Source organism: Bacillus sp. FSL H8-0547 (assembly GCA_038002745.1).
Taxonomy (GTDB): domain Bacteria; phylum Bacillota; class Bacilli; order Bacillales; family Bacillaceae; genus Bacillus_P.
This window is the reverse complement of the sequence record JBBODD010000001.1, coordinates 868,150-886,819: the sequence shown is the minus strand read 5'-3', so window position 1 is coordinate 886,819 and position 18,670 is coordinate 868,150. Positions and strand designations below refer to the sequence as shown.

General features: G+C 41.5%; 20 protein-coding genes. 17 read left to right on the top strand and 3 right to left on the bottom strand.

Annotated elements, in window-relative coordinates; all coding sequences use genetic code 11:
- Positions 1–53 precede the first annotated feature (53 nt).
- From MHB63_04375 to MHB63_04335, 9 genes are all read left to right on the top strand, one after another.
- Positions 54–482: an HIT family protein gene (locus tag MHB63_04375; GenBank protein ID MEK3805828.1), complete on the top strand. Its 429-nt coding sequence runs from the start codon at positions 54–56 to the stop codon at positions 480–482.
- Between the two features lie 126 nt (positions 483–608).
- Complete coding sequence (locus tag MHB63_04370; protein MEK3805827.1) at positions 609–1,379, top strand: alpha/beta hydrolase-fold protein; 771 nt, start codon at positions 609–611, stop codon at positions 1,377–1,379.
- Positions 1,380–1,500: 121 nt separating this feature from the next.
- On the top strand, positions 1,501–1,989 hold the full coding sequence (locus tag MHB63_04365) for an NUDIX hydrolase (GenBank protein MEK3805826.1): 489 nt from the start codon (positions 1,501–1,503) through the stop codon (positions 1,987–1,989).
- A 129-nt stretch (positions 1,990–2,118) separates the two neighbouring features.
- Positions 2,119–2,493 (top strand): hypothetical protein, encoded by a 375-nt coding sequence (locus MHB63_04360; GenBank protein ID MEK3805825.1) that lies wholly within the window; start codon positions 2,119–2,121, stop codon positions 2,491–2,493.
- 181 nt (positions 2,494–2,674) lie between these two features.
- Complete coding sequence (locus MHB63_04355; protein ID MEK3805824.1) at positions 2,675–3,076, top strand: NUDIX domain-containing protein; 402 nt, start codon at positions 2,675–2,677, stop codon at positions 3,074–3,076.
- Positions 3,077–3,078: 2 nt separating this feature from the next.
- Positions 3,079–3,867 (top strand): class I SAM-dependent methyltransferase, encoded by a 789-nt coding sequence (locus tag MHB63_04350; GenBank protein MEK3805823.1) that lies wholly within the window; start codon positions 3,079–3,081, stop codon positions 3,865–3,867.
- A gap of 36 nt (positions 3,868–3,903) precedes the next feature.
- Positions 3,904–4,206 (top strand): hypothetical protein, encoded by a 303-nt coding sequence (locus MHB63_04345; GenBank protein ID MEK3805822.1) that lies wholly within the window; start codon positions 3,904–3,906, stop codon positions 4,204–4,206.
- Between the two features lie 83 nt (positions 4,207–4,289).
- Entirely contained in the window at positions 4,290–4,646 is a 357-nt protein-coding gene (locus MHB63_04340; protein ID MEK3805821.1) for a YxiJ family protein, read from the top strand.
- 267 nt (positions 4,647–4,913) lie between these two features.
- Positions 4,914–5,474 (top strand): uridine kinase, encoded by a 561-nt coding sequence (locus tag MHB63_04335; protein MEK3805820.1) that lies wholly within the window; start codon positions 4,914–4,916, stop codon positions 5,472–5,474.
- 228 nt (positions 5,475–5,702) lie between these two features.
- Here the strand turns inward: MHB63_04335 and MHB63_04330 are convergent, their stop codons facing one another.
- Together MHB63_04330 and MHB63_04325 are read right to left on the bottom strand one after the other, a co-directional pair.
- The gene (locus MHB63_04330) at positions 5,703–6,974 is read right to left on the bottom strand and encodes an FtsW/RodA/SpoVE family cell cycle protein (GenBank protein ID MEK3805819.1); all 1,272 of its coding nucleotides are present in this window, start codon (positions 6,972–6,974) and stop codon (positions 5,703–5,705) included.
- Complete coding sequence (locus MHB63_04325) at positions 6,965–7,309, bottom strand: PadR family transcriptional regulator (protein MEK3805818.1); 345 nt, start codon at positions 7,307–7,309, stop codon at positions 6,965–6,967. The genes MHB63_04330 and MHB63_04325 overlap by 10 nt, the downstream gene beginning before the upstream one ends.
- A gap of 581 nt (positions 7,310–7,890) precedes the next feature.
- Here MHB63_04325 and MHB63_04320 point away from each other — a divergent pair.
- The 6 genes from MHB63_04320 to MHB63_04295 all read left to right on the top strand — a co-directional run bounded on the left by MHB63_04320 (position 7,891) and on the right by MHB63_04295 (position 15,565).
- Entirely contained in the window at positions 7,891–9,006 is a 1,116-nt protein-coding gene (locus tag MHB63_04320; protein ID MEK3805817.1) for an IS110 family transposase, read from the top strand.
- 945 nt (positions 9,007–9,951) lie between these two features.
- On the top strand, positions 9,952–11,511 hold the full coding sequence (locus tag MHB63_04315; protein ID MEK3805816.1) for a fatty acid--CoA ligase: 1,560 nt from the start codon (positions 9,952–9,954) through the stop codon (positions 11,509–11,511).
- 18 nt (positions 11,512–11,529) lie between these two features.
- Positions 11,530–12,678 (top strand): acyl-CoA dehydrogenase family protein, encoded by a 1,149-nt coding sequence (locus MHB63_04310; GenBank protein ID MEK3805815.1) that lies wholly within the window; start codon positions 11,530–11,532, stop codon positions 12,676–12,678.
- A gap of 21 nt (positions 12,679–12,699) precedes the next feature.
- Entirely contained in the window at positions 12,700–13,563 is an 864-nt protein-coding gene (locus MHB63_04305) for a 3-hydroxyacyl-CoA dehydrogenase family protein (GenBank protein MEK3805814.1), read from the top strand.
- On the top strand, positions 13,560–14,711 hold the full coding sequence (locus MHB63_04300; protein MEK3805813.1) for a thiolase family protein: 1,152 nt from the start codon (positions 13,560–13,562) through the stop codon (positions 14,709–14,711). The genes MHB63_04305 and MHB63_04300 overlap by 4 nt, the downstream gene beginning before the upstream one ends.
- Positions 14,712–14,794: 83 nt before the next feature.
- The gene (locus MHB63_04295; protein ID MEK3805812.1) at positions 14,795–15,565 is read left to right on the top strand and encodes an enoyl-CoA hydratase; all 771 of its coding nucleotides are present in this window, start codon (positions 14,795–14,797) and stop codon (positions 15,563–15,565) included.
- A gap of 64 nt (positions 15,566–15,629) precedes the next feature.
- On the opposite strand, the gene MHB63_04290 is transcribed toward MHB63_04295, so the two are convergent.
- Positions 15,630–15,815 (bottom strand): YhzD family protein, encoded by a 186-nt coding sequence (locus MHB63_04290; protein MEK3805811.1) that lies wholly within the window; start codon positions 15,813–15,815, stop codon positions 15,630–15,632.
- Between the two features lie 129 nt (positions 15,816–15,944).
- On the opposite strand from MHB63_04290, the gene MHB63_04285 reads away from it, so the two are divergent.
- Complete coding sequence (locus MHB63_04285; GenBank protein ID MEK3805810.1) at positions 15,945–16,844, top strand: ABC transporter ATP-binding protein; 900 nt, start codon at positions 15,945–15,947, stop codon at positions 16,842–16,844.
- On the top strand, positions 16,837–18,099 hold the full coding sequence (locus MHB63_04280; GenBank protein MEK3805809.1) for an ABC transporter permease: 1,263 nt from the start codon (positions 16,837–16,839) through the stop codon (positions 18,097–18,099). The genes MHB63_04285 and MHB63_04280 overlap by 8 nt, the downstream gene beginning before the upstream one ends.
- Positions 18,100–18,670 lie beyond the last annotated feature (571 nt).

Sequence of the window (18,670 nt, the reverse complement as noted above, 5' to 3'; positions counted from 1 at the left end):
AGTAATTGAGCAGCATTCCTGTAATAACAAGAAATTAGAAAGGTGACGCAAATATGTCAATAAATTATGGATGTTTGGGCTGCAAACTTGCTAATAAAATTGAACCGGTAAATGTCGTATATGAGAATGAATACATTTGTTGTGTTTTAGATATTGAACCATTTAATGAAGGTCATACTTTAATCCTTCCAAAAAAGCACTATCTAGATGTCGATGATTTAGATTTAAAAACGTCAAATGCCATTATGGAAGCATCTATGAAGATTTCAAAAGCAATAAAGAAAATATTCGCCCCTGACGGAATTACCATTTGCCAAAATGGTGGGAAATTTAATGATCTAAGTCATTACCATATGCATATTATTCCGAGGTTTGAAGGCGAACAGTTCTATTATGAAGAACAGATAGATAATGCGAAAGAGAAAAATAAATTTTTAGAAACTAAAGCAAGATTAAAGAGGCAAATAGAATTACAATATTAAGCAATCGGGGGCGATTGTAGCAAAGAGGATCGCCTTTTATTATTGAGGAATTGGGCAGTCTAAGAGAATAATGAAAATTACGGTAGATATAAAATTTAGAAAATGATAGCGAAAGGCGGAATAGTCTTGTTAGAAAAATTCCCCATATATATAACTTCATTCAATCAAGAAAGATTGATTAGAGTATATCTACCTAAAAATTACAACAAGGAAAATAAGAGTTATCCCGTATTGTATATGCACGATGGGCAAAATGTTTTTCAGGATGATGATGCAATTGGTGGCAAATCTTTAGAACTTGAAAGCTACTTGGATGAAAGTGGGTTGGAAGTTATCGTTGTCGGAATAGATCAAAATAGCGATGAACGAATAAATGAATATTGTCCTTGGATAAATGGAGAATATAGCAAGAAGATATTAGGTCAGGCTAGTTCAGCCGGTGGGAAAGGTATACAGTATGTAGACTTTATTGTGAATGAACTAAAGCCATTCATAGACAATAAATACCGTACGTTAAAAGATAGTACTGCAATGGCAGGAATTTCCTTAGGAGGGCTTATTTCCACTTTCGCTATGTGCCGTTATCCTCAAGTATTCAAAAGGATAGCTGTTTTGTCTTCAGCTTTTTACCGTAACCAGGAGGAAATTGAAAAGTTACTACAAGATACAGATTTGTCATTGATTGAAATGATTTACTTAGACTGCGGAACGAAGGAGGCAGGTAAAGAAGATGTTATAAGTAATGAATTTTTAGCATCAAACGAAGCTGTTTTTACAATTTTGAGAGAGAAATTGCCCAATGCAAAATTCGAGATTATTAAGGATGCGGAACATAACTATTATTTCTTTAAGAGGCGTGTTCCTGAAATTGTTTCTTATTTAATGTCAGTAAAATAGATAAGAGAACTTTAAAGTAGCCCAACGATATTCAAACAAAGCTATATCATTAACTAACGGGAGTTATTGAGTAATATCGCTTGTCACCCTTTGACGTTCAGAATATAGCGAGGAGAAAATAATGATTATTGATAAAAAGATTCACCGAGCTTTTGGAGTTTACGGCATTTACACCGACGGCAATAAAATACTAGTAATCAATAAGAACAGAGGACCTTACATAAATCGTTATGATCTTCCAGGAGGAAGTTTAGAAGATGGTGAAAGTCTGACAGTAGCATTAAAAAGAGAATTTCTTGAAGAGACTGGTTTTGAAGTGAAAGTAGACAAAAACTTGGGTATAGCAGACTTTATGTTACCTTGGGCTTGGAATGAGTGTGAATTTGTCCATCATATTGCAGCCTATTATTTAGTTGAAGTAATCAGAGGCGATATAAAGAAACCTCATCAGTTTGAAGGTCAAGACTCTCTGGGTGCGTTGTGGTTGTCAGAAGAAGAAGCAAATATTAATAATGCATCTCCACTAGTTCTTAAAGCATTTAGGTGGTTAAAGGAAAGTGTATTTGATCCGGATGTTGAGGTTTATAATGATTGGGAAATTAGAATGTAAGATATTCAGTAATCGGAGGCGATTGCAGCAAAGTGGATCGCCTTTTCTTATTGTGGATTGGGCAGGTAGCTCAATAAGAAATGTTATGATTAATAATCTCAAACAGGTGTAGGTAGGTAAAATAAGAATATGGACAAATATGAAAAGGCACGTAACTTATATTATTTAGGATTAGAAAATTTCGAGAATGCGGATTATGAAAATTCCCTACAATGCTTTATTGAATCCAATAAATTAGATGAACATTCACGAACTTATGCGAGAATTTATGAATGTTTAAAGAAGTTAGGAAAAAATAAAGAAGCTAAAGCCTATATAGAAATATCTTATAAAAAAAATCCAATTCAGGATAAAGTGACGCTGCAATATGCAGAAGAGTTAGTATTTGATGGGAAAGTGGGGTTGGCTAAAGAAATTTTGGAAAAGTTATTGATTAGAAATGCAACTTACGGTCCTGCTAAAAGACTACTTGAAAAGATAAATAAGGATAATTTCTTGAACTAACTGGTGTTTTAATTCAAGAGGAATTGTGAGTTGAGCAATTTTATTCGACATAATTGTGTAGTTATTCAATTATAGGGGGGCGTTAATCCAAGAAGGGATTGACGCTTCTTTTATTGAAATCAATAAATGTAGAAAGATTACAATAGATGGATCTGGGGGAGTTCTTTTGAAGTTTAGACATATGGCTGTAGCATTTCTAATAAATGAGTGGGAACAAATCCTTTTCTTACAAAAGAGTGCTAACAGCTCTTTTCTGGCCGGCCATTTGGTTCTCATTGGTGGACATATAGAAGAAAATGAGATGAGTTTGCCTATTGAAGCTTGTATTAGAGAAATAAAAGAAGAAACAGGCTTAAATAAATCTGACATAAGTAATTTAAAACTGAGATACATTGTAATGAGAATGAAAAATGTAAGAGAAGTTAGAACACAGTATGTCTTTTTTGGTGAAGTTAAAAGTGCAGCAAGATTAACTGGAAGTGATGAAGGTTCCTTATCTTGGATCGATTTTGATAAGATCTCAAAACATAATGTTTCAGCTACAACTAAAGAATACCTTTTGGTCCATTTGGAAGGGGAATGAAAATGAAGAATCTAGAAGAACAATATAAAAATTCATCAAATTTAAATACTCGGATCAATATACACGAGTTATTTAGTACAAATAAAAAAGACTGGCATCATTGGCTATTCGAGCAATATGAGATTTCTCCAAGCAGTAAAATATTAGAGATTGGATGTGGAGATGGAGCTTTTTGGCTTAAGAATAGGAACCGAATTCCTAGCAGCTGGCACATTGTCCTATCAGATTTTTCTAAGGGAATGCTTGAATCTGCTAAGGAGAATCTTCGAGGAGTCAAATCTTTTCAGTATTATCCATTAAATATTGAAGAGATTCCATTTGATGATAATAGTTTTGACGTAATTATCGCTAACCATATGCTCTACCACGTTCAAAATAGAAATATAGCTTTGAGAGAAGTTCGACGAGTATTGAAAACAGGAGGAGTATTTTATTCCTCTACCATTGGAAAAGATCATATGAAGGAATTTGGACAATTGTTAAATAGGTTTGACCCAAAACTTGATTATGGTTCAGCAAATGAAAATGCCTTTGCATTCGGAATAGAGAATGGTGAAAATCAACTACAGCCTTATTTTAATGATATTGTTTATAAAGATTTTCCTGGAGGTCTTCATATTACCGATGAAAGAGCCATAGCAGATTATTTACTTTCATTGAATACTGATTTAAGTGGAATATTAGTGAATGAAAAACTTACAGAGTTTCTTCAGTTTTTAAAGGAACAAAAAAAAGCAAACAATGGAGGTATAAGCATAACAAAGTCCACTGGATTATTTAAATCGAGATAACAGTGTTGTTCAACAATCGGGGGCGATTATCGAAATATGAATAAGATGCTAGGGTATGCAAGCATATTGGCAGGCATATTGTTTATGGGAGTATCAGCAATAAATTTCACTACACCTATTGGTGAAAGGGGAATGTCAATCGGTCAAACATATCTGGGTATATCTGAACCAGTTCCCACTCTGTTAGGATTATTTATTGGAGCAGTTTTAATTTGCTGGTCTCTGTACCTTATATGGAACATATTTGCGAAGAAGGTAATTAGAATAGCGATATTATCCTTAATTATCATTTCTCTAATTCCAATTGTCATACTATTCTTTTATGCTGGCTCCATTTAAATTTCAGTTAGGCGATTTATTAAGAAATCGGGGGCGATTGCAGCAAACTGTGATCGCTCTGTTAAAAGGCAAGGTGTTAGATAATGAGAAAAGAACTAATAAACAAACTCAAAATCCTGTCAGATACAGAACTAAAGAATGCATTCCCTTATGAGGATATAGGGCAAATGGAAGAGTATTTCGATGATAAACTTTCTGATGAACATTCTCTCACTGGTGACTTTAATGAATTTATTATGCTTATAGCAGGCAGTGCTTCGTATGTATTAAGCAATAAGGAGGTCCCAAAATATCAAATGCACTTCCTTGATAAAGATTTTTTCTCTCTATATCCTCACTACTCTTTTTTTCGAGGCTCGGTTAATAAATATCCAGAGTTTCATAAGGAATTACTGAGTTTTGAAAAAGCAAGATTATTGTTGTTAGAAATCGTTAAATAGTTGTCCTAAGCGGTTATCTATTAAATAGAATTTGTTTTTAGGGATAATTCAGTAGTGTTATTCAGTTATCGGGGGCTATTGCTGCAAAGTAATTTGCTTTGGTCCTATAATTAACTAGTTGTAGGTGTTAATCCAAGGAGGGTTAAGGCCTTTTTTGTTGAATTCTGTGAATGTCGTTATCAAATTTCTAAACGAACCTAGAGGGGTGATGAAATTATGTGTGATATGAAATTAGTAAGGGGAACAGTCAACTCCTTTAAAGAGTTTATGGAAACTATCAGTGAGATCACTAAAATGCAATCAACTTTGGTGATTGGAATAGATGGATGTGGCGGCTCAGGGAAAAGTACATTTGCTGATAAAATGAAAGAAGTACTCCCTAATATAACAATTGTACATAATGATGATTTTTACTTTCCTTCATCACAAATTATAAAAAAACATCCTACACAAAAGCCAGTCGGTGCAGACTTCGATTGGAAACGTCTTTTAAATCAGGTACTGGAACCAATAAGCCAAGGGAGAGAAGGACAATATCAGCGATACGATTGGGAAACTGATTCCTTAGCAGAATGCCATACTGTGCCTGTAGGTGGTATTGTCGTAGTTGAAGGTATATATACCATTCGTCAAGAACTAGAAAATAAATATGATATAAAGATATGGATTGATTGCCCTAGAGAGATAAGGCTATCAAGAGGTATCAAAAGAGACGGAGAAGACGCTCGTGAATTGTGGGAAGATAATTGGATGATTTCAGAAGATATTTATCTGGAAGAGCAAAAACCATTTCAAAGAGCAGATCTTGTATTCAGTGGGACTAAGTGAACTTTTTATTCAACGATCGGGGGCGTTAATTCAAAAAGAATAAACTCATTTTTCAATGAATTTATTAAAAAATGGAGCAGGTTCGTGGAAGAAAGACGGTTTGATTATAAAGAATTTGACACTATTTTTATTATATATAAAGTAGTCCATTAAAAAATCTCAGACTGGCAAAAGCCTGAGATTTTTAATAATGGCCTTTTGCAGCATTGAATCCATTATGGTTTGTTTCTAATTACTTTGCGGATCATGAATCAAGGAAACTGTCTCTTTGGCTTTTCGCCTTCTATATATGCTTAGAATTAGTCCTGCGGATATCATCTCCAGCAATAAATGTGAACCTCCATAACTCATGAATGGCACCGAAACACCAGTGAGTGGAGATAAACCGAGATTCGTCAGTAGGCTTAGTATAAACTGAGCTGAAAAGACTGCTGCCAATCCTGTAATAAGCAATTTTCCATAAGGTGAATTCACACTTTTGGCGGTAATCGATATTCTATAAATAAAAAATATAACCAGGGTTATAGCCGTGATTGCGGCTAGCCACCCAAACGAATAGATGATGTACGCCAAGATAAAATCTGTATGGACTTCAGAAATGAAACTTGGGGTCACCTGAAGGGCACGTCCTATAAAATAAGCCTCACCTACTTTAAAATCTGAATAGGAGCTTACCATGGGGTTTATCTGAGAAAGAGACAGCAGATTCCAGATGGGCCAAATAGAAGCAACAACTGTTAATGTTATCGTTTGCTTAAGGCTGGACCTTGACGTACGCATGATTGCAGCGCATACAATGATGCTTATAATAGTAGCTGCGAAGGCTCCTGTAGTCGCCATTAATGAGATTGGTATTGACATAATACCTATTCCAAGCCAAGACTTTCGGTTATCATTCCAATCCCAGGAATGAAAGATTCCAGCAAAGGCAATGACTAGAAGGAATGGAGTAATTTCGGTGAAATTAATAGTGGCAAAGCCTACATTTAAAAATGGTACATTATCAACTCTAACACCAATAAGAACGGTCAATAAAAGTATGACGATTGTTGCCGCATAGAAGTGCTTGGAGTATTTCATCAATCTTCTGTAGTCAAACATAAAGATGCTTAGCATGAGCACGACACCCAACAAGTAGAAGCCAAGACTTTTATTGAAAACTTTCAGTTCTTGAAGCTCTGTAAAAGCCGAATGGAATTGCAAATAATACATAACCAGCAGTCCAAATAGAGAAGCTGTCAGCACTGGCAGCAAGATTTTCACATCCATTGGGGCTTTGTGTGTTTTGTTAAGCTGCTTTCCCAAAACTTCTGCATCTCCCATACGTGCCAATGCTTGATCTATAGCTTCTTCTTCTGAAAGTCCTGTACTCATGGCCTCCTCTTTGAGTGTATGAAGGTGATCGTTAATTTCCAGTTTTATATGGGCATGTACATCCTTATTTTTTATCCGTTTACACAGCTCTCTAATATAGATTTCAAACTTAGTATCTAGTCCCATACGATTTTCTCCCCGCTTAAAACTTCGTCCACAGCATTCTTGAAAACGGACCACTCTTCTTTTTTTTCTTGAATCAATTCTTTGCCCTGGTTATTAATCTTGTAATATTTTCTCTTTCTTTTTCCAGTCCCTTCGCCCCAGTAAGATACAATTAATTCTTTTTCCTCAAGGCTGTGAAGGATGGGATAGATTGTGCCTTCCTTAAAATTAAAAATTCCATTAGACTTCAATTCCAGTTCTTTAATGATTTCATAGCCGTACATTGGTTTAGAATTAAGCAAACTCAAAATAAGAGTAGTGGTACTACCCTTTAACAATTCTTTGCTTATCTTCATAAAGAATCATCCTCCCTAATGCATAGTAAATCTATGCATAGTTATTGTATGTATAATTTATGATATAAATGAATTCCTGTCAATATATCTTTAAAGAAAAACGTCATGTTTTATATAACAAAAATTCCTTATTTAATTGGTAGAGCACATTCTTCTCATAAGCTGCTTTTAAAAGTTGAATAAGATCTAAGTAAAAAAAGGGATAGCAGACAATAAGACTTCCTATCAGATATGATTTTCATGTTTATGAAGCAAACATTGATTATTCAACAAACGGTTGCTTTAATTGAAGAATTGTCATTAAAAAATGGTCAGAGGCACATCAGCCACTGACCATTTTTAATGCGAATATAATTGTTTTTCCGCTGATTTAATAGAAACGCATAAATCACCAGTGGACTGCAGTGGAAGGAACTTGACTCCTGCGGGATTTAGAGGAAAGGGGAGACCCCGCAGGCTGGACGAGTTATCATGAACGAAACTAGCTCCTTATTCGTAACATCGTAGGTTAATCTGGTTAGAATGTTTACTGGAAAAAAACATACCAAATCAGAGCTGCATTACGGAAGGAGCTAGTTATTATGAAGGATGCCATGAAATACGTAGGTTTAGACGTATCGAAAGAAAAAATTGCGGTCGCGATTGCAGAAGAGGGACGCGAAGCCCCACGTTACTGGGGAGTGATCGACCACACACCTGAGGCCATAAAAAAGCTAATGAAAAAGTTGGGGGAGGCAAAAACTCTTCGCGTCTGTTATGAAGCTGGTCCTACAGGTTATGCCTTATACAGACTATTGTCTGATATGGGGATTCACTGTGAGGTAATTGCTCCATCCCTTATTCCTCAAAAGCCTGGAGAGCGAATTAAAACAGATCGCAGGGATGCCATTCGGCTAGCACAATTACATCGTGCAGCCGAATTAACATCTATTTACATTCCAACTCCAGATGATGAAGCATTGCGAGACCTTGTCCGCTGTAGAGAAGATGCGAAAGAAGATGAGTTAAGAGCTAAACACCGATTGAGTAAATTTCTTCTTCGAAACGATATAAAACCACCGACCGGGATTAATAAATGGACAGTGAAATATTATCGTTGGCTGGATACGCTTCAGTTTGAAAATGTTCACCTTCGCGTTGTTTTTCAAGAATATTACTACCAGCTAAAAGAATTAAAACAGCGTATTCTGCGATTAGAGGAAGAAATAAACATTCACGCAAAAGAAGGTGTCCACGCAGAAAAAGTTCAAGCTCTTCAAGCATTAAGAGGGATAGCGCTTGTGACAGCGACAAGCATCGTAGCTGAGATTGGTTCATTTAAACGTTTTTCGACCCCTCGACAGTTTATGTCATACGTTGGATTGATTCCAAGCGAATATTCAAGTGGAGAAAAACGAAAACAAGGCAATATTACGAAAACAGGAAATCGTCATGTTCGGCGCTTGCTTGTAGAATCGGCATGGAGTTATCGCTATCAGCCAGCTGTGAAGGGAGATCTTGAAAGGCGCATAAAAGGTCAATCACCGGCTATTCAATCGATTTCATGGAAAGCACAAAATCGTCTTCACAAGAAATACTACCGGCTGTTGTCCAAAGGGAAAAATGGAGGGAAAGCTGTAACCGCAGTTGCCAGGGAATTAGCCGGCTTTATTTGGGCGGTGATGCAAGAAGTAGAAGAGATGCCTAGCACAAATTGAGATTGTATCTACCAGTTAGAAACAAACGTATCGAGAATGGAAGAATGAGAATAGGGCTCGAAGGCAAAGAGAAAAACCGGAAAGGAAAACCCACGTGCCTCCTCTGTGCTAAGTCGAAAATGATGAATGCACGCGCCGAGTTAGTGGAACAGTCCTTTACACGGAAAGATAAAATGTGAAAACCCACGAATATCAGAGTGCTAACCGCAGTTGAAATTTTTGCCTTCGTGCCGTGTTCTTACCTTTCATTTTTAGCAGGCTACGTTCGTACTTGTTTCCTGAATATAAGTTTAAACACCAGTGGACTGAAGCGGAAGGCACTTGACTCCTGCGGGATGAAGAGTGCACGGGAGACCCCGCAAACGAAGTGAGGAGGCTCCCGGGGCTCCCCGCGGAAAGCAAGTGACTGGAGCGCAAGGGAACGGGTACGATTTAGAATCTACAATGATCATAAAAACAGCCTGCCATTAAAAAAGAGAGGAAAATGGGTTCACATCTTCTTTAGCTTGAGAAGAATCTCATCTCTCTGGTTAGCCATCAAGGAAAGCACTTGACCGCTAACCAGAGAGATGAGCAGCGGTAGGTAAGCTAAAGAAGGAGATCAGCTAGCCACTATGGCTTTAACTTTTACATGAAAAGAAGCTGAAAATCGCTTCTCTTATTAAAGGCGTTCAAAAATCGGTGTGGGTTAGGAGCCTTGACAGTTTCGTTCATATCAGGAGGCTCCCCGCCCTCCCCGCGGAAAGCAAGTTCCTGGAGCGAAAGGGAACGGGTACGAGGTGCTTTTTCAAATAGTAAGGAAAAACAGAAGCTTCAGAAGATGAGTTTCTCAAAACTTATGATTACATTGAAGGAATTTTCAGAAAAGAGAGGAATGTTATTAAAGGGCATACATAGAAGTCACACTTATTTTGAAAACGCTTTCTATTATAAGGAGGAGTTTCCATGTATTCAACAATTGGCCGAGTGTTTGATTTAACTGCTGAAAAATACCCTGCAAAGGAAGCCATTTACGATGTCCGCAGAGGCATCAGATGGAGCTATTCAGAATGGCAGAAGGAAGTAAACAAGCTTGCCAATGCATTCCTTGATGCCGGCGTGAAAAAAGGGGACAGAATTTCAACCTATTTATTCAATACAATCGAGCTTGCCACGGCTTACTTTGCAAGTGCGAAGATCGGTGCTGTCATCAATCCGATCAACTTCAGGCTGAAGTCACAGGAAGTCGCTTATATTCTCAAAGATGCCAAGCCCGCAATCGTCCTGTTTGAGCGTGCGCTGCAGCCGCAGATTGACGAGATTCATTTACAGTTCAGCGAAATCTCCTTCTGGTTTATCGACAATGAAGCACCAACCTACGCGGTAAGTTATCACGAACAGGTGAAACACGGAGACAGCCGGCTTGAAGATATGCAGATTACCGAGAATGATCTGTATGCCATCATGTACACAAGCGGGACGACTGGCCGCCCGAAAGGCGTGCTTCACAGACACAGGGATATGATCGAGCAAAATCATATATGCATAGCATCAAAAAGACTGACAAAGGATGACAGAGGCCTTGTTGCAGCCCCGATGTTTCACTGTGCTGAGCTGCATTGCTGTTTTCTTCCGAGGGTCCAGGTTGGCGGAAGCAACGTGATTCTGCACCATTTTGAACCGGAGCTTGTGCTGCAGCTGATGGAAGAGGAGAAAATCACTGTTTTCTTCGGTGCGCCGACAATGTGGAATATGATGCTGCAGGAGAAAATTGAAAACTATGACTTGTCTTCACTGAGACTTGGGCTTTACGGTGCAGCCCCGATGGCTCCCGCTCTTGTTAAACTCTGCAAGGAGAAGCTTGGAACAGATCTCATTCAGGCTTACGGCATGACGGAAATGGGACCTGCTGTCACCTTCCTTTCAGAGGATGAGCAGCTGACAAAGGTCGGATCCGCCGGAAAAGTGTGCTTTGGCCATGAGCTGCGGATTGTAAAACCAAATGAATCCGGTCCTTCAGAACCTGATGCCATTTTGCCTCCAGGCGAGGTCGGTGAAATTATTGTGAAAGGTCCATGTGTAATGGCCGGTTATTTCAATATGCCCGAGGCAACGGAGAAAGCTCTATACAAAGGCTGGTACCACTCCGGGGACCTTGGATTCCTTGATGGGGACGGTTTTCTTTTTGTAGCCGACAGGGTGGATGACATGATCATCAGCGGCGGAGAAAATGTGTATCCGCGGGAAGTGGAGGATGTTCTGTTCGAACATAAAGGAGTGCTCGATGCAGCCGTTCTCGGTGAACCGCACGAAAAATGGGGCGAGTGCGTGACGGCCTTCATTGTCAGAAAAGAAGCAGGATTAACAGAAGAGGACCTTGATGAGTTCTGCAGAACAAGCGATAAGCTCGCGCCATATAAAAGGCCGCGGAAGTATCATTTTGTTGATGCATTGCCGAGAAACGCAAGCGGAAAAATCCAGAAATTTTTATTGAAGGAAAAACTTGCTGAACAGCCAAGCGCATAAAACAGGGGGATGGAAGAAATGGCAGCTTCGTATTTGCAGAAAGAACACCATATTTTCAGGGAATCGCTGAGAAAGTTTTTACAGAAAGAAGCAGTCCCGTACTATGATGAGTGGGAAAAAGCCGGGATGATCCCGAGAGAACTATGGATCAAAATGGGTGAGCAGGGGTTCCTGTGTCCATGGGCAGATGAAAAATACGGCGGGTCAGGCGTTGATTTTTCCTATTCCGTCATTATTAACGAAGAGCTTGAAAAAGTGGGGTCAAGTTTCATCGGAATCAGCCTTCACAATGACATTACCGTGCCGTATTTCGAGTCTTACGGCTCAGAAGAGCTTAAAGACAGGTTCATGCCAACGTGCGTGACTGGAGAGACGATCACAGCCATCGCCATGACAGAGCCGGGAGCGGGATCTGATCTGTCTGCGGTAAAAACAACCGCTATAAAACACGGAGACTATTATCTTTTAAACGGAGAAAAGACCTTTATTACTAACGGGATTTCATCTGACCTGGTGATTGTGGTCTGCAAGACAGATCCAAAGGCAGTGCCCGCGCATAAAGGCATCAGCCTGATTGTAGTGGAGAGGGACACTCCTGGCTTTAAAAGAGGGAGAAAGCTTGAAAAAGTCGGGCTTCATGCCCAGGACACAGCTGAACTTATTTTTGAAGACTGCAAAGTGCCTGCTGCGAATCTATTGGGTGAGGAAGGAATGGGCTTTTACTACTTAATGGAAAAGCTGCAGCAGGAACGGCTGCTTGTGGCGATCGGTGCGCAGACTTCTGCAGAAAGAATGCTCAGCATCGCAAAAGACTACACAAAGCAAAGAAAAGCGTTCGGCAAATCAATCAGCGATTTTCAGACCGTTCAGTTCAGGCTGGCTGAAATGGCAACTGAAATTGAAATCGGCCGGACATTTCTTGATTCGGTGATTGAAGATCATCTTGCAGGCAAGAATGCAGTCACGCGCGTTTCCATGGCCAAGTACTGGATTACCGACATGGCTAAAAAGACAGCCGCTGAAGTGATGCAGCTTCACGGGGGCTACGGCTACATGGAAGAGTACGAGATTGCAAGAAGGTACAGGGACATACCTGTTTCCGCCATCTATGCAGGAACAAATGAAATCATGAAAACCATTATCGTTAAAAATATGGATCTTGCTTAAAAGGCAGAGGAGGAAGCTTCCATGAGCATACAAAAAATTGCCGTCATCGGCTCAGGGCTGATGGGAAGCGGGATTGCCCAGGCATTTGCAGCAGCCGGGAAAAGCGTTTATTTGTACGATCTTTCAGAGCAAGTGCTGGGAAAAGCACTTGCCGGCATTGAAAAGAGTCTCTCCCGTTTTGTGAAAGCAGGACATCTGACGGATGAAGGGAAATCACAGGCTCTGGCAAACATTGAAACGTATGCGGTGCTTGCAGATGCCGTAAAACAGGCAGAGCTTGTTGTAGAAGCTGTTCCTGAAAATCTCGAGCTGAAAAAGAACGTTTTTGCCGAGCTTGATGGATGTACCGCCCCAAATGTCATTCTGGCAACAAATACGTCTGAGCTCAGCGTCACAGCAATCGCTGCCGCAACGAAGAGGCCGGACAAAGTCATTGGCATGCACTGGTTCAATCCGGCTCCTGTCATGAAACTGATTGAAATTGTAAGAGGCGTGGATACGTCAGATGAAACAATTGAAATCATCAGAGAGCTTTCTGAAGAAACGGGGAAAGAAACGGTGCTTGTTAAGGACGCTCAGGGGTTTGTCACGACAAGGGCTCTCTCTGCCCATATGCTCGAGTGCATCCGCATTTATGAGGAAGGAATTGCAAGTGCTGAGGACATTGATAAAGCAGTCAGACTCGGGCTGAATTATCCGATGGGACCCCTTGAGCTTGCCGATCTGGTCGGCCTTGATACGATGCTGTTTGTAAGCAACGGCATGGCAGATGCTTACGGCGACAGGTTTCTTCCGCCGCAGCTGCTCAGAAAACTTGTTGAGGCGGGGCATTACGGGCGCAAAACCGGAAAAGGATTCTACACATACGGAGGGGAGAAAAAATGACCAGGGACGTAGTCATCGTTGAAGCTGTAAGAACCGCAGTGGGAAAAAGAAATGGGGCCCTGCGTGAAACACACCCTGTTCATCTTGCTGCAGCCGTGCTTGATGAAGTAGTGAAAAGAGCCGGGGTTTCAAAAGATCTGATTGAGGATGTTGTGATGGGCTGTGTCTCACCCATTGCTGAACAGGGATTCAACATTGGCAGGCTCGCTCTCCTAGATGCGGGATTCCCGGTCAGTGTGCCGGCCGTTCAAATTAACCGGATGTGCGGCTCCGGCCAGCAGGCCATCCATTTTGCATGCCAGGAAATCCGTTCTGGCGATATGGACATCGTCATTGCAGGAGGTGTGGAAAGCATGACAAAGGTGCCGATCCTAAGCGACGGAAATGAGCAGACCATTCCTGAGAGCCTCCATCAAAAATATCATTTTGTCCATCAGGGAATCTCCGCCGAAATGATCGCAGAGAAACATGGGATTTCCCGGAGAGAGCTTGATGAGTACGCATTAAGGAGCCATCAGCGGGCGCTCGCCGCGATAGAAAAAGGACTCTTTCAATCTGAAATCGTTCCTTTAAAGGGCCTGAATAAAGACGGGGAAGAGATAGACTTCGATCAGGATGAAGGACCGCGGGCGGATACATCACTTGAAGCACTTGCAGGCTTGAAAACGGTGTTTAAAGAGGATGGTAGGGTGACGGCCGGAAACGCAAGCCAGATGAGTGACGGGGCAGCCGCTGTATTGCTCATGGAGGCAGAAAAAGCGAAAGAGCTTGGCCTCAAAGCGAAAGCAAGGATTGTCGCTCAGGCAGTTGTCGGATCTGATCCGACCTACATGCTTGAAGGAGTGATCCCGGCTACGCAAAAAGTACTGCAGAAAAGCGGATTAACTGTGAACGATATCGACCTTTTTGAAATCAATGAAGCGTTCGCACCTGTTGTACTTGCATGGCAAAAGGAAATTGGAGCGGATCTTGATAAAGTGAACGTAAACGGTGGAGCCATCTCACTCGGACACCCTCTTGGCGCAACGGGCGCCAAGCTGATGACGTCTCTGATTCAGGAGCTTGACAGAAGAGAAGCAAGGTACGGGCTGCTGACGATCTGCATCGGTCACGGAATGGCAACCGCAACGATTATCGAGCGAATGTAAAGTTATCTGAAAATAATATCAATTCGGTTTGAAACGAGCTATAATAAACTAGATGGGTTTAAAAATCAGCAAGGGGGATGAACATGGGAACAGTTACATACGGGGTGCACGGAAGATATGCAACAATCGAAATGAACAGACCGGAAGTCTTGAACGCGATGAACGGGCAAATGCTTGAAGAATTGCTGCAGGCGTTTAAACAGGCGGCAGAAAGTGAAGCAGATGTTGTCATTCTCTCCGGAAGCGGAAGAGGCTTTTCTGCCGGCGGAGATATTAAAACGATGCTGAATTCAATGGATAACGAAGGATTTTCACAGGTCATGGACCTGATTTCAGAGGTAGTCACCACTTTTCATACCATGCCAAAAGTAACAATCAGCGCCATTCATGGGCCTGCGGCAGGACTCGGCTTCAGCCTTGCCCTTGCAGCTGATTACGTCGTTGCACATTCAAGCGCGGTCCTTGCCATGAATTTCATCGGCATCGGCCTTGTTCCTGACGGCGGCGGCCATTATTTTATGAAGAAACGTCTTGGAGAAACAAAAGCGAAACACCTAATCTGGAGCGGCGAAAAGCTGACGGCAGACGCTGCCCTCAATCTTGGCCTTGTTGATCAGGTAACAGATGCAGATCTGCTTGATACAGTAAAGACGCTTGTCGGCGGCATGCTCCAAAGACCGGTTAAAGCAATGATCGCTTCTAAAAACATTTATTCAGCCGTAGGCAAAGAGGAGCTTCAGCAAATTCTTACACTTGAAAAAGAAACGCAGTACAACATGCGTCAGTCTGAAGACCACAAGGAGGGCATCAAAGCCTTTCTGGAAAAAAGAAAACCCCAGTTTACGGGGAAGTAAAGGGCCCAAGCTTGAATTTCGGACACAAATAAAAAATCGCTCACAATCTGAGCGATTTTTTATATTATCTTTCAAAAAGGATTAATTGTCCGCTCGCTGTCGTGCAGCGGTGCGTTTTTTTCAGTGCATCCTTTTCTTCGAGCTTCTGCGTGCCAATTTGTTTTGCTTCGTGATCATTGGCTGCTTCAAAGCTTTCATCCAATAATTTTTCCCCGTCTTTGCCAAATGCCGTTAAGTAATACAAGCCCATATGATGGCCCCCTTTGCTTGTGATTGATCAGGCTTCCTTTAAGGTATTCTCACTTTTTTCTTTTTTTCCTGCAATAGATGAAACATTTGTAGGACGCGATACGTACATAAACGGACAGGAGGAATCAGGATGACATTAAAACTCGAAGGCATTACAAAAAGGTTCGGGACTCATACAGCAGTAAACGACTTGTCGCTTGCCATTCCGGAAAGTGAAATGTTCGGTCTTCTCGGAGCAAACGGCGCAGGCAAAACAACGACGTTCAGGATGATACTTGGACTTTTAAATCCATCAGAGGGGCAGATTTCATGGGACGGAAAACCAATAGGCTATCATGCGAGCGATTCGATCGGCTATCTGCCTGAAGAACGGGGACTCTATCCAAAAGTGAAAGTGCGGGATCAGCTGATTTACCTTGGACGGCTAAAAGGGATGAAAAAGCAGGAAGCTCTTTCCGAAATGGAAAAATGGCTCGATCGATTCAGGGTACCTGAATATGCAGGCAAAAAGGTTGAAGACCTGTCAAAGGGCAACCAGCAGAAAATCCAATTTATAACGGCTGTTCTTCACAGGCCAAAGCTATTGATCCTCGATGAACCCTTCAGCGGTCTGGACCCTGTTAATGTGGAGCTGCTGAAAGAAGCTGTGCTGGATCTGAAAAAACAGGGCACCTCCATAGTGTTTTCAAGCCACAGAATGGAGCATGTGGAAGAACTGTGTCAGCATCTGTGCATTCTTCACAGAGGAAAGCCCGTTGTACACGGCAATTTAAAGGAGATCAAACGATCATTCGGCAAAAAGAATGTCATCATTCACGGGGATTTTGAGATGGATGACCTGCAGCATATGAAAGGCGTGACGAAGTTCAGACAGACATCATCAGGTGCAGAGCTTCAGGTTACAGGAGAGGAAATCTCGCAGGAAATCTTTGCATCCCTATCAGGAAGAGGCTTTGTGCGGAAATTTGAACTGGCAGAACCGTCCCTGAATGATATTTTCATTGAAAAGGCGGGTGCAGTCTATGAATAAGTTCTGGATTATTCTTTTTCATACGTATGTCAGCAAGTTAAAGACAAAATCTTTTTTAATCACAACAGGGATTATTCTCCTGCTGATTGTCGGACTCTCAAACGTGCAAACTGTTATTGAGTTTTTTAATAAAGAAGACCAAGAAGCTGAAAGAATAGCAGTGATTGATCAGACTGAGAGCGATCAGCTATATGGCATTTTTGAACAGAATACGGCTGCCCTTGATAAAAATTTGGAACTCGAAAAAACGGATCAGCCTGAGGATGAGCTGAAAAAAGCCGTACTTGATGAAAAGATGGAAGGCTACTTCATTCTGACTCTTGACGGAGACGATTTTCCGCAAGGTTCCTATTTTGCCAGAAGCATAGCGGACTCAAGTATTGCGGGCACGTTTGAACAGGCCCTGCAGCAGACGAAGCTTGCAGCGGGCACGGCAAACCTTGGCCTGGAGCAGGAGGACCTGAACCAGTTATTTTCACCTGTGGAGGTAAAAAGCACAGCGCTTCTTGATAACGCGAAATCAGAGGAAGAATTAAATCAGGCAAGAGGACTTGTCTATGTTCTTCTTTTCATTATTTATTTCGCCGTCATCCTGTATGCGAGCATGATTGCCATGGAGGTTGCGGTTGAAAAATCGTCGAGAGTAATGGAAATACTGATCAGCAGCGTCTCTCCGGTCAAGCAGATGTTTGCAAAGCTTCTTGGAATCGGGCTGCTCAGCCTGACTCAGTTTGGATTAATCATTCTGGTCGGCTACTATTCGATGAGAGAAAGTCTTGAAAGCGGCGGACTTGCGGGCGGAGGCTTCTTAAGCTTCTCGGATATACCGGCTGGGACCCTTGTATACGCAGTGGTTTTCTTCCTGCTCGGCTATTTTCTTTTTGCCACCCTTGCTGCGTTTCTCGGATCACTCGTTACGAGAATCGAAGATGTGCAGCAAATGATTTCGCCGCTGACGTTCATCATAATGGCAGCCTTTTTCATCGCCATGTTCGGACTTGGCAATCCGGAGGCAACATTCATTACAGTTACTTCCTTTATCCCTCTATTCTCGCCGATGATCATGTTCCTCAGAGTCGGCATGCTTTCGGTCCCTGTCTGGGAAGTGGCGCTGTCGATCGGACTGCTGATTGCCACAATCGCAGCTCTTGCCGTCATTGGTGCCAGAGTGTATAAAGGCGGAGTGCTGATGTACGGAAAGTCATCCTCCTTCAAGGATATTAAAAAAGCAATGGATATCGCAAAGGATCAGTAAGCAAAAGAAATCAGAGCCGGTTGGGCTCTGGTTTTTTTTGTGGGCAGGTCCAAAAACTTAAAGGTTGGTGGCGCTTATCGGGCTTGTAAGAACCATCAATCCAAAAAACTTGGAGATTGGTGGCACTTATCGGGCTGATAAGAACCATCAAGTCAAGAAAGTCAGAGGTTGGTGGTACTTATTGGATAGATAAGAACCATCAAGTCAAGAAAGTCAGAGGTTGGTGGCGCTTATCGGGCTGATAAGAACCATCAATCCAAAAAACTTGGAGATTGGTGGTACATATTGGGCTTGTAAGAACCATCAAGTCAAGAAACTCAGGGTTTGGTGGCACTTATGGGGCTGATAAGAACCATCAAGTCGAGAAACCAAAGGTTGGTGGTACTTATTGGGCTTGTAAGAACCATCAAGTCAAGAAACTCAGGGTTTGGTGGTTCTTATCGAGCTTATAAGAACCATCAATCCAATAAGCTAGGAGGTTGGTGGCACTTATCGGGCTGATAAGAACCATCAATCCATAAAACTTGGAGATTGGTGGTACTTATTGGAGAGATAAGAACCATCAAGTCAA